The sequence below is a fragment of the Candidatus Hydrogenedens sp. genome, from assembly GCA_035361075.1.
GTDB lineage: Bacteria > Hydrogenedentota > Hydrogenedentia > Hydrogenedentales > Hydrogenedentaceae > Hydrogenedens.
On the sequence record DAOSBX010000012.1, the window covers coordinates 69362 to 82409 of the forward strand.

7 protein-coding genes are annotated in these 13048 nt (G+C 40.5%); 3 read left to right on the plus strand and 4 right to left on the minus strand.

Going from position 1 to position 13048, the window contains the following annotated elements:
* Genes hypF through PLJ10_05580 form a run of 3 tightly spaced genes read right to left on the minus strand, consistent with a single transcriptional unit; the run spans position 1 to position 3341 of the window.
* Positions 1-2322: a carbamoyltransferase HypF gene (gene hypF, locus PLJ10_05570; GenBank protein ID HOK09115.1), complete on the minus strand. Its 2322-nt coding sequence runs from the start codon at positions 2320-2322 to the stop codon at positions 1-3.
* Positions 2312-2977, minus strand: a complete 666-nt coding sequence (gene hypB, locus PLJ10_05575) for a hydrogenase nickel incorporation protein HypB (GenBank protein ID HOK09116.1) — start codon at positions 2975-2977, stop codon at positions 2312-2314. Before hypB ends, hypF begins: the two co-directional genes overlap by 11 nt.
* Positions 2978-2999: 22 nt before the next feature.
* A complete protein-coding gene (locus tag PLJ10_05580; GenBank protein HOK09117.1) occupies positions 3000-3341 on the minus strand; it encodes a hydrogenase maturation nickel metallochaperone HypA in 342 nt (113 codons plus the stop codon).
* 192 nt (positions 3342-3533) lie between these two features.
* Here PLJ10_05580 and PLJ10_05585 point away from each other — a divergent pair, with 192 nt between their 5' ends.
* The 3 genes from PLJ10_05585 (at position 3534) to PLJ10_05595 (ending at position 7462) form a co-directional block, all read left to right on the plus strand.
* Positions 3534-4805, plus strand: a complete 1272-nt coding sequence (locus PLJ10_05585; protein ID HOK09118.1) for a glucuronate isomerase — start codon at positions 3534-3536, stop codon at positions 4803-4805.
* 100 nt (positions 4806-4905) lie between these two features.
* A complete protein-coding gene (locus tag PLJ10_05590; GenBank protein HOK09119.1) occupies positions 4906-6240 on the plus strand; it encodes a chorismate synthase in 1335 nt (444 codons plus the stop codon).
* A gap of 88 nt (positions 6241-6328) precedes the next feature.
* Positions 6329-7462, plus strand: coding sequence for a hypothetical protein (locus tag PLJ10_05595; protein HOK09120.1), 1134 nt, complete (start codon positions 6329-6331; stop codon positions 7460-7462).
* 83 nt (positions 7463-7545) lie between these two features.
* On the opposite strand, the gene PLJ10_05600 is transcribed toward PLJ10_05595, so the two are convergent.
* Complete coding sequence (locus PLJ10_05600) at positions 7546-12303, minus strand: hypothetical protein (protein HOK09121.1); 4758 nt, start codon at positions 12301-12303, stop codon at positions 7546-7548.
* Between the last annotated feature and the right edge of the window lie 745 nt (positions 12304-13048).

Sequence of the window (13048 nt, forward strand, 5' to 3'; positions counted from 1 at the left end):
TCATTTCTCCATATTTATATTATGATATTTCAATGCATAATACACTTGCCCTAACGAAATACCACCATCATTAGGTGGAATCTGTTCCGCAAAAAATACATTGTAATCATCACAAAGAATATTATAAGTATATTCGAGCAATAGTCTATTTTGAAAACAACCTCCATTAATAACGACATTTTTTATATTTACCATCTCTACTGCTTTGCGAATATATTGTGCCAAATATTGGTGAAAATGGAATGCTAATATCTCTGGCGGAACCTCCTTCATGTTATTGAATACATATTCGAAAATAGGTTGCCAGTCAATAAGTACTTCATTATCTTCTTTCCGAAGTGTAAAGGGCACATCTGGTAAGGGATAAGGTATTGCTTTTCGTGCTAAAACCTCTAACTGCATAGCAGACTGTGCCTCATACGAACAAACAGCACGCAAACCTAAAAACATAGCCATTGCGTCAAACAGTCTACCTACGCTACTGGTTAAAGGTGTATTTATTCGATTCCTTAGCATCTGTTTCAGTGCTTTACATTCTGTATCCGTAAATGCAGACATAACAAGGGACACAATATCATTACTCATTTGAAAAATATTTTCTCTATATATCTCATAAAGAATACCTAACGCAGAACGTCTCGGCTCACGCACAGCCTTATCTCCACCAGGCAAAGGAAACGTCCGAAAATGCCCCCACCGTTGAACTTCTGTTTCCGTGATTATGAAAAATTCACCACCCCATACCGTATGGTCTAATCCAAAACCCGTACCATCCCACGATACTGCAAACACAGGCAATGAAACTCCTTTTTCTGCAATAACTGAAAGGGCATGGGCAATATGATGCTGAACATAAACTATAGGTTTCCCTTGCTGTTGAGCCCAATACGTACTGGCATAATCAGGATGAGCATCAGCAACAAGTAACTCAGGTGTCTGTTCCACAAGCGTAGTAAGAATATGACATGACTGATAAAATCCTCGAACTGCCTTTTGCGTTTCAAGGTCACCTAAATGCTGGCTAATTACGACTTGATTCTCAGAACAAATTGCCACCGTATTTTTAAGATGTGCACCTACCGCAAGTATCGGAGACACAGGAAAAGAATGTGCTTCAGAAATATAAACAGGTTGTGGGACATAACCACGTGCACGACGCAAAACAATTGGCTTTTCCAATACTACCTGGATAATAGAATCATCCACATGACGCAAAATAGGACGATTATGCACAAGGAAATAATCTGCAATTCCCGAAAGAGCATTTAAAGCCTCATACTCATCAATGCATATAGGCTCATCAGAACGATTCCCACTGGTAGCAACAATAGGACTATTTAATCGAGATAACAAAATATGATGGAGTGGTGTATAAGGAAGCATAACGCCATGTCGGTCTTGCTCTGGAGCAACCTCTAATGCAATCCGCAAACTATCATAATGTTTCTTTACAAGTACAATCGGCGATTCGGATGAAGTAAGTACCCCCTCTTCTATTTCTGAAAGGATACAATCTTTCCTAAGTTCTTCCAGAGAGGGATACATCAAAGCAAATGGCTTCTCTTCTCGATGTTTCCTCAAACGCAATTGTTTTACCGCTTCTCCATTCATTGCATCTACAACAAGATGAAATCCGCCTAACCCTTTTATTGCGACAATATTCCCTTCTCGTATAGCTTGAATCGTCTTATCTATCGCATCATCCTTCTCAGCGATGGTTGTTCCCTGAGCATCACATAAATAAACATGTGGTCCACAGACAGGACAGGCAATAGGTTCCGCATGAAATCGACGATTAGAAGGGTCTTCATATTCCTTCCGACAATCAGAACACATTTGAAAATGAGCCATTGAAGTATTGACTCGGTCATAAGGCATTCTTTTTATAATGGTATATCGTGGCCCGCAAAGCGTACAATTTATAAATGGGTATTGATATCGGCGGTCATTGGGATCGTTCATTTCTCGTAAACAATCAGGACATGTTGCAATATCAGGAAGTATTCGTGTGCGAACAATCCCATGTAAATCACTAACATGTATACGGAACCCTTCCTCATGCTCCTTAATTTCTAACTGTATAGTATTAGTGTCTTCAATCTTTGCATGCTTCGGATACTTCGCATGTAAATCCGATATAAACTTTTCTATGGTCTCTTTTCCTCCCTGCACTTCAATATAAACACCATCCAGCCGATTCTGAACAAAACCCGACACATTGTGTTTATGTGCAATACGATATACAAATGGACGAAATCCTACTCCCTGTACTGCTCCCTTAACAAGAATACCAATTCTCGAACAATCAGAATTACATTTCATTCTTAGTACCAGCAGAAATCCTTTCTATTAACCACTGAACCCATGCCCCAACACCATCACCCCGAGTACATGAAACATGAAGTATCGGAACTCCAGGCTGAATAGCCTGAATGCCTTGCGTAAATTCATCCACATCGAACGGGACATGCGGAAGCAAATCTACTTTATTCAATATCACAAGATTCGCAGTTTGAAACAGCTTTGGATATTTAAAGGGTTTATCATGTCCTTCTGTAACACTCACCACTGCTACCCGTGCCCTCTCACCCAAATCAAATCCGACAGGACAAACCAGATTCCCTACATTTTCAATAATAAGCAAATCGATTTCACTCAAAGGTAATTTATCAAGGGCTTGCAAAACTAATTGAGATTCTAAGTGACACCCCCCCGCAGTATTAATCTGTACAACAGGTATCTCATATTTTGCGATTCGTTCTGCGTCTCGTGTCGTCTCAGGGTCTCCTTCGATAACACCCAATCGGACACCCGAAAGCCCATGCTTTAACGCAGATTCAATCAAACTCGTTTTACCAGAACCAGGGGCACTTATCATGTTTATACAGAATACATGATGTTCATCAAAACGGCTACGCACCAATTTGGCAATATCATCATTAGCCTTTAACACTTTTTGCACTACATCTACTTTCATAAACTATTCCTTATAACAAATTTTATTCAAAAATAACCGACTCAAGTATGACTTCTGTCCCTTGGAGAATTTCACCACCAATGGCTCCACATTCAGGGCAAATCCAAATCCCATCATCAGGTTCGAATTCCAGATGGCAACTCCGACACTTAATTTTCAAAGGGTCAATAATAAGATTCAGATGAGCATGCTCTGCACATGTGTCTGCCTTGGCTTGCTCAAACATAAATCGAAACGTTTCCTGATTTATATGTTCCAAACGACCTATTCGCAAATCTATCCGAATAATATTACCTTTTCCCGTCTCTTTTTGAATCTGTTCCAATTGTTCAATTAGGGATTCGATGATACTTAATTCATGCATATTCTTATTAAAAACACCTAAACTATAAAATATTCGAATTCTTTCTATCGATTAAAAACCATTATCGTATATAATATAAAATTTGGAACTATTATGGAAAATAGACAACAAAACAGTTATTTGATTTTTACTTCGATAACAGATAAAATATTAAGTTTTCAAATTATGAACACATATTAGGAGTATTAAAATATGTCTGAACAACTACATAACGAACAGCCTCTTCAGACACATGAACTAACAAAAGTCATAAAAACCATTTTCGATGAAACACCTATAACAGATATTCATACACATCTCTTCTCACCATCATTCGGAACTCTTTTATTATGGGGTATAGATGAATTACTAACATATCATTATTTAGTAGCGGAATTCTTCAGAACTACAGAGATACCTTATTCCAGTTTCTGGAATATGTCAAAGAAAGAACAAGCACAGTTAATCTGGCAAGCCTTATTTATTGACCGCACACCGATTAGCGAAGCATGCCGTGGAGTGCTCACCGTGTTAAATCGGCTTGGACTTGATACAACAGAGAAAGATTTAAATGCCTATCGGGAATGGTTCTCTCAACAAACATTGTCTGACCATGTCAACCATGTGTTTCAAGTAGCAAACCTCAAAACTGTGGTTATGACCAATGACCCATTTGACCCAATTGAAAGAGATTATTGGATGTCATCAATGGAACTGGATTCAAGGTTTCTCACCTCTCTTCGATTAGACACCCTCATTCTGCGATGGATAGAAACATACCCACTACTTCAGTCATTGGGATATTCCGTAGATGCCAATCTCACAGAAGAAACCCTATCTGAAATTCGTCGCTTCGTCAGCGATTGGATACAAAAGATAAAACCCGTCTATGTCGCCGTATCTCTACCTCCGCAGTTCGACTTCCCTGAGCATAGTCATCGTGGGATTATTCTCGAGCAGGCAATTCTACCTGTAACACGCTTCTTCAATATCCCATTAGCACTTATGCTTGGAGTTACCCGCAGTGTAAATCCAGAATTAAAACTGGCAGGGGATAGCGTCGGAATGGCGTCTCTACGACCCATAGAAAGCCTTTGCGAAAAATATCCACAAAACAAATTTATGTTTACAATGTTATCACGTGAAAATATGCATTCCGCATGTGTTACCGCACGTAAATTCCGTAACCTCATGCCCTTCGGATGTTGGTGGTTTTTGAACAATCCAAGTTTAATTGAGGAAATTACCACAATGCGGATTGAATTATTAGGCACAACCTTCATCCCTCAACATTCCGATGCCCGTGTGCTCGAACAGGTAATATATAAATGGGAACATACCCGTAACATTCTATTAAAAGTCCTAACAGAGCAATATGGTAAAATCGTAGCTACAGGATGGAAAGTAACTCCTTCAGATGTAAAACGTGATATCTCCAATTGGTTTGGAGGAAATTTTTGGAAATTCTTAGAAAGTAAATTCTAAGTGCTGTAATGTTTTGACAACATTATTAAATTACTGGCAAAATAATAAACTCACAATTAAATACTTAAAGTGTTAAAATTTGGCATGAAAGGAGAAAGTTATGTTGGGTTGCACTCTCGGGAGCATGTTTCAGGTCTCTGTAGCCGGTGGGAGTTATCAAGAAGGTCTAACCACATTTATTCAAGGTATGCCACCAGGCTATTTCCTGGAAGAAGCTGAAATATATGAATCATTACTTGTCCGAAAACCTGGCCAAAGCGAATTAGCATCACCGCGACGCGAAGCAGACGTGCCTATTATTTATAGTGGGGTTAATACTGCGGATACTATGCCTGGTTTTCAAAATGCAGGTTATACAAATGGAACACCCGTTGTTATCCTCATCCCCAATGTAGACCGCCATTTAGAGCATATCGAGCAATACCAGGTCACCAATCGAACTCCACGTCCTGGGCATGCTTCGTACGCATCATTCATTAAATATGGTATTTGGGATGATGCCATTGGAGCAGGATTTTTTAGTGGCAGATATACCTCAACCATTGTGGCAGCAGGTGCCGTTGCAAAGAAAGTATTGAAACAACATGGAATTGATGTATTCGCTTATGTAAAAGAAGCCGCAGGTGTTAAGGCAAGTGATGTCCCATTAGAAGAAGCCAAAAAGAAAGTAGATACCTTCCGCATGGTTCGGCGGGAATATGACCCCATATACCGCTGGGTATTCAAAGAAGGCAGAATAACACCTCAAATGAGATTCCTACATAAAATGGCAGTCATCGCAGAGTTGGAACAAAAACTACTTGAAATTCGTGAACAGGCACCCGTCGTAGATGTCCAGCAAATTCGCGAAGAATATGGAATCCATTTCACTATGAATTGCCCAGATGTCGACACCGCATTTGAAATGGAAAAACGAATTTTACAAATCCGTGATGAGGGTGATTCCAGTGGCGGGTTAGTAGAAGTTGTTGCAACAGGAGTGCCTGTCGGATTAGGAGAGCCTGTATTCCGCAAATTGGATGGTGAAATAGGTCGCATGTTAAGTATCGGTGCAGTTAAAGCCGTTGAAGTAGGTGCAGGTTATGCAGTCAAAGATATGAAAGGTTCAGAGTGTAACGACCAGATGCGAGTTCAAGATGGGAAAGTTATCTTCAAAAGTAATAACGCTGGTGGGATTACAGGAGGGCTAAGCACAGGACAGGATATTATTGCACGGCTCGCAGTAAAACCAACACCAACTATCGCTAAGGATCAGGAAACCATCGATAAAGTAAGCCGAGAAAACGCAACACTCAAAGCGGTAACCCGTAGAGACCCAACTATTGTGGCTCGGGTCTGGCCTGTCGCAGAAGCATTTTTAGCATGTATTTTGTTAGACCACCTAATGATGCACTACGGTTATCAATCTCTTGTGCCAACAACTTCTGTTCGCTAAACAAATTCGCATACGCAAATACAAAAATACTATACTTGTAATACAAAACAGCAAAGATAGTATTTTAACTATATAGAGGTTAAAGAATATGGAACGCTCAACAATTATCGGATTTATCATAACCTTAATAATTGCTTTATTTTTATCTGCAGGCTATATCGTTTTTAAGGCGGCAAAAAATCCAACCCCTCCTCGAACGACAACGACAACAGTACCTTCAACCACAGCTGTAAAACCTCCTACACAATCAGCCTCAACAACACAACCCAAAACTCCCCCCTTAAAAGTCCCCGCACCAGAGTTCCGTGAACCTATCAGTGAACCTGATTGTAAAATCAAAATGCTACGTGAAGTTAAAGGAGGTGGAGGTGCCAAGCCAGAGAGTACTATAGATATTACTGTCATTCTCGAAAAAGAAGGAACAAAAACAGTCCGTGCATTAGGAATTCAAGAACTCCTACCAACAGGATGGGCTTTCGATTCTGTTGTCGATGGAACAAAACCCGATTTAGCCCCGCCCAAAGGGAGAACACCATTATTAGAGTTCGCTTGGTTTAATATTCCATCGTTTCCAACATCATTCACCTATCGCGTACGTGTGCCAAAAGAATTTAAAGAACCCGGAGAAATACAAGGACAAACCCTATACCGTGCAGATGGCGGAGAAATGAGAACAGAAATTGTAAAGTCACCTGTCGTTCCATCAGACACAGCAACACCACAAAGTGCAGACACATCACCTTCAGGAAAATCCGAAGAAATGCAACCAGACGCTACACAAGAAAAACCAGCAAAATCACAAGCCACCACCACAACTCCCGCTGAAAAACAAGCCACGGAAAGTATGACCCTAACACGAGAAATTAAACCAGCAAAATATACTCCAAACTCAAAATTAGAGATTACAGATACTATCAATTTCTCAGGTCCCTCTCCTGTAACAGCCATGGCTCTCGTAGAAATGTTACCACCACAATTTGAATTTGAGCGAATTACAAGCAACTCAGCACCACCGATTATCCCAAAAAAAGGAGATACTGGAACATTACAATTTGTTTGGGTGGCTGTACCTGAATTCCCTACGACGCTAAGCTACGAAGTTAATGTAAAAGCGGATTCTACTGGCGATAAAACTATCACAGGACAGGTTATTTATCATACCGATGGACCACAAAAACAATCTGAACGTGTTATAACAAACATTCCCCAGGAAACAAAATAATTTACCCCTTCGACTCGTCCGACTCGTCTGATACGTCCGACATATCATCCAAAACTCTTCCCTAAAATTAATTTTTAGACAACCTATAACTTCACTTCCATCACAGGCAATTGCAAAACACGAATAGGCCCAAAAATACCAGATTTAGTATGCCCTTCATAAACATGAGCACTGGGATGCCCGAGAGCAAAGTGGGGACCGAGAGTATTAAAGACACGGATACGCACATCGTTAGTCGGCTGTGTTAATGCAGATGTAATATCGAATAAATACGGATGCCAGACCCGTATCCCACACGAGACACCATTCACAAACACTTCTGCTGTGCCACGAACACGACCTAAATTGAGATATACCTTTCGATTGGGTTCTGCAGGGGCATCTACTGTTAGTTGATATTCCATACCACCACAGTAATGCAGTAAACCTAACTCGTCCCAGGAACCTAATGGAATATTTCCTTCTCCCATCTCATAGGTAATCGGTTCTAAAATGGCAGAGCCTTTTTCGAAGCCTCGTTTCGTTTCAATTCGCAGACATGCAACTCGCCGTGGGGATTCGGGTTCGGGAAGGGTTATCTTATAGATAGGCCCTACTCCTTCAATAGGTAGCTGTGAACCGTTAATCCAGCACTCTAATTTTCCCATACATTTTAAGGTCATAGATTTAGCACCCGGCGGAAGCAGAAAACGGAACCGATACGGAGCCGGTATATCTGTTGATGGGAAGAAAACCAGCTTGTTGAACGGTTCTGGTGGCTCCGGTTGGTTTTGTAGCCAGCCTGCAAAAGGCAGTGGGTGGGGTCTTTGCTTGATAAGTAGTAATGCCGGATCACCCATATATCCATGTGCTGGTTGAGGTAATAACCTTACAGGAACCGCCTGGCCATCAAATATCGGATCAGGAATACACTTAAAGTTAGCATCAGACACAATAACGATCTCTTTACCATCGGTTAATTGAATATCCAAATCCAGTAAAAGCCCTGTTTGGGTATCAATATCGCGTGCAATTATTTCTATATTATTTTCACCAACTTTCAAATACGGTTTGATGTCATATTGTTCCGCACGACTCGTAAAGTAAGGGTCAAAGTTCCCCTGGTCTGAAATTTTTTGTCCATTTATAAAAATCTGGTGTATATCTCCCAAAGCCACAACCATTTTAGCAGATACAACCTCTGCTGGAATCTCAAAGGTACGTACAAATTTTGTTCTGCCAGTTGGGCTGGGTGTATTGCTCCATATCCATTCCGGCGAGGAAATATCTTCGCTCTCCGGCATAAAATGGATATAAAGCCTCAACCGACCATCAACAATACTTTCCGCAAAAACATCTACAACATTAACACCATACGATAACTGCACTTTCCCCTTGAACACTCGTTCATCTCCACTCCCTTCGCCCACTACAGGAATTTTATTCAGAAATACTTTCTTTTTAGCAGTAGCACCGATACGTAGGATTGCATTCAACCGCTGGTCAGCAGGGACTCCTTCCGGAGGTAATTCTACAAAACACTGAATATGGAAAATCTTTCCTTTATTCACTTTCCCCAAATCAATAAATTCTTCCGGAATTCGTCCTTTTCCTCCTAAAGCACTGGAAAATACGGGGTCCTCATTAATACCTAATTTCAGGGAATATTCACTGTTTTTCCATTCTCCATCGAGGTCCGGAACCTGTTGCAGATTATCCAGAGTTGTATTTTCAGGTAGCGTTAAAGGTCCTTTCCATCGTGCCCGCGGACCAAATGAAGCAAGCACCATTTCCCATGTAGAATCGTCATAATCAGGATTGAGCCAATCTATATTACTATCCTTTTCTACCTGCCCTTTGAACGCCCGTGTCTCTACAGGAATAGGTCCTTCAGAGGGGGGATATGCGAAACTGCCATCCTTGTTATCACAAGTGGGAATTAACTGAAATGGAAGAGGACCTTCATATATCTTTTCTATAGTCGGTGGAACTTCCACAGTTGTTTCGCGTTGTTGTTCCCCTTTACGAACGCGAATAGTTTGACTGACAGGCTGACCATTTATCTTATTAAAGAATGGCATGGCAGTTAGTTGAATTTGTCCCTGTTCCTCTTTACAGGACAATATTTTCAACTCAGATTGAATCTCGTCCAAATCTTGTTCAGATTTATTACGAACACTGATAAGCGGTGCCGGTGTCTGAGATAAATCCACAGCGACCTTCGTTTTTCCACTTTCGATAGAGTAATTCCAGATCGTCTCTACATTACCAGTAATTGCATTCCAGAATTCAGGGATGCCTTCCCGATTTAAAGTCAATTGCATTACCTCACATTTTGCAGAAGGAGTTTCATACAATGCACGTTTGTTGATATCAAACCGTGCTCGCGATGTAGCGGGTGTTCCTTCATCTGACATAACAAAATAGAACGGTTTATTCTCTACATCTCTTTCCAGTACAGGAACCGATTCCGCTGTAGATGTATAAGCAGTAGAACGCAACTGCATTGCCCATCCTTCTAAATCAGAAATAACCTGCCCCTTCTCACGAAGAGTTAACAGAGCATTGCGTTGCTCATCACTTACCTGTATTAAATCAGAAATTTGCTCCGGTGGAAAACCGTAAATATACACTCCACCACCGAGACTCGCATACCGGGATAACTTTTCTACAGATGTCGAACGCAAAAACTGAGTAGAAGGTAGGATAAACAATTTAAAGGTAAGATCGTGAATTTTTACCCCTTCTGCAGTTACCTCTGTTTGAGATAAAGAATCCTCGTCCATAATGATATAGTCAATATGATTTTTGCGCAGATAATTTTGTACATGCCAGTAAGTATCCGCTACGTGCTTCGCAGTAGGTAGGTCAATTTGGTAGCCTATATATGCATGTGTCGTCGTAGCGGGATGAAGAACCGCCACTTCTACCTTATGATTTCCCCGCGATAAAAGCCAGCAAAGGCGGGCATTGTAATCTGCCAATGTTTTGTAATGAACAAAATACGGTTGTCTCCAACCGGTGTCAGGAGGTGCCCATTCCCAATACGAACCATGTATCGAATAATAGATAGCATGTGGATCGAACAAAGTAGCTCCATTGAGTAACCATGGATGAAATAATACCGCAATCTCCTCTATAGTCTGTCCCCAACCGCTGGAATGGAATACTTCTGCCCATACACGGGGTCTCTTATATAAATCTGCTATGGATTGATGGGGTTTACAGTCGCCATCCATATCATTGCCTGGAACAGAAAAATGCCTCATCGTTTTGAAGTAATCCACATAATAGGATTCCCCGCGGAACGGATCTGCATTTCGAACAGTCTGGTCATAACCACAAAGCATCCCGTACTTTTCATGCCATTGATACAGCGGGATGAAAAAGGCTTCCTCTGCTAAAGTAGCAGATATATCCGCAGAGTCACAGCGAACTTTTACCGTGTTCGGTGCATTTTCATTCCCAAAATGGTCTATTACATCCTCAAACAAGGCCGGTAAATAATCGAGTATATCATAACCTTTCTGCTTCTTAAATTCATCTACAAAGAGATAAGAAAAACGCGGAGTAGGTGGAAATTCATCCTGGAATGACCCCGCAATTGTTTTGCCTAATTCATCAGGAAAACGACGTTCTATCTCGCCATGAAGTATATCCAGCAGTGCGTGACACGCCGATGGATTATGATAATCGAACCCCCCAGGGACTGTATAAAAAAGTTCCATCTGATAATTTCCTTCCGGAACTTCTATTGTAAAATTTCGTTCCGAAATATTTATCGGAATACGGATAACCCGAACAACAGGTGTTCCAAGTGCATGCAGTGCTTTTCCCCCATCAATATTTTTTACAGGACCCCATGGCTGGCAACCTGAAGGACCTATAACAACTGCGGATTTCCAGCCACTATCATTAAAATCTACATTCAACCAGTTCGGAATTTCTTCCAGTGCTGTCCGAAATTGATCATCACTTAACAGGGCTTTATCCCCCATCCGTAATGAGAAAATTAAGCCCCCGGGACCACCTAAATTTGTCCCATGCACAGCAATCACATTTTTACCTACTTGTAAGTAAGGTAGAACATCAAATACTTCCGCAGTTTCCCATCCATCGGTATCATAAACCAATTCATTCCCAATCCGTTTTCCATTAATATAAAGTTCGTAGCCATTATCACAGGAAATTGTTACAACTGCTTTTGGAGGCAGTTCGGTTAATTCAAAAGTTCGTCGAAAATATACATGCGGAGTGTCTTCTGTGTTTTTACTCCCCCAAATCCAGTTGGGTGCACTATTTGAGGAAACAACTTCTTCAACCAACTTTTCCGAACGGAACAGAGCAAGAGGATTTCCTTCTGCTGGTGTTTCTATGGTTACTGTACCGGGTCCCGTTACCTCTTTTACAAATCGTTTAAGGGCAATCCCTCGGTATTCCGGATGGTCACGGACCACGCGTGCCTGTAAACCTGCACCTGAAAATCCCAGTTGGTCATAGAACCAAATTCGTACTCCAACCTGTTTTGCCACCTGAAGTGTATATGCAAATAAATCCCACCATTCATCTGTCAGAAACAATGGGTCATCAGGAGCACTGCCATACAACGGACCTGATGGAGCTAAATTCAAGATAATGGCATTATGAATACCCCCTTTTACCAGTTCCTGCAATTGCCATGTAATCCCTTCTTTCGTTACTTTACCCCCACTCCACCACCATATAGGCACAGGAGAAAATTCCGGCTTCGCTTCTGTAAACTCCCTATATATCCACTCCTGACCATCCGAAAAAGTAGACACACCAGACAAAGCAACTAAAAACACTACAAAAACATAACCTACATACATATGTCGATTCATATCTTACTTCCTTGTATTAAGTTTAAATCTCATTATCTATTTGAAACCTCTGATTAAACCATATCAAAGTATCATAAAATAGGTATTATAAAAGAAAAATAAGGACAATAAAAAAACAAAAAAAAAGAAAGGATGAATAATAAGACCATTTGCAAATAAAATAACATACTAAGAATAACAATCCAAATGTATACACATTATGTCTTATGTACTTACCCTCCTTGTCTTTCGTAAACCCTGTGCAGGAAATAGCCCAGCAGATAACAGGCAATTTAAGTTATGTTAGCAAAATTCTGTTTCCCTTCACATACTACCTTGCATACCTACTGTAACTTTATAACACTTTCCCCTACACCATAAATAATGTAAATTAACCCAGGTAATTTTAAAAATTTATTTTTCTCGTTTATTTCTCTACATTTGTGAATTAGCATATTATCTTTAATTAAACAGTACAAATGTGTCCCACCTATAATTAACAAGGTACCTTTAACATTACTACTGAGAGAAATGGATAATAAACAAGTACTCAAACGAAACTAATGTGTATAAAAACAGTTATACTACCTCATCACATCTTATAATAAACAAGTTTCTTTATTGCAAAGATAAACCTCTGTTGTTCACCCTGCCTCAGCCATTCACTCTTTTGAGCAGACGCATATATGTCTGCCCCTACGGATGATTCCACACAGGCACTCTTGCCTGTGTTACTTTTTAACCACAAGCACGATGTTTTTGTTAC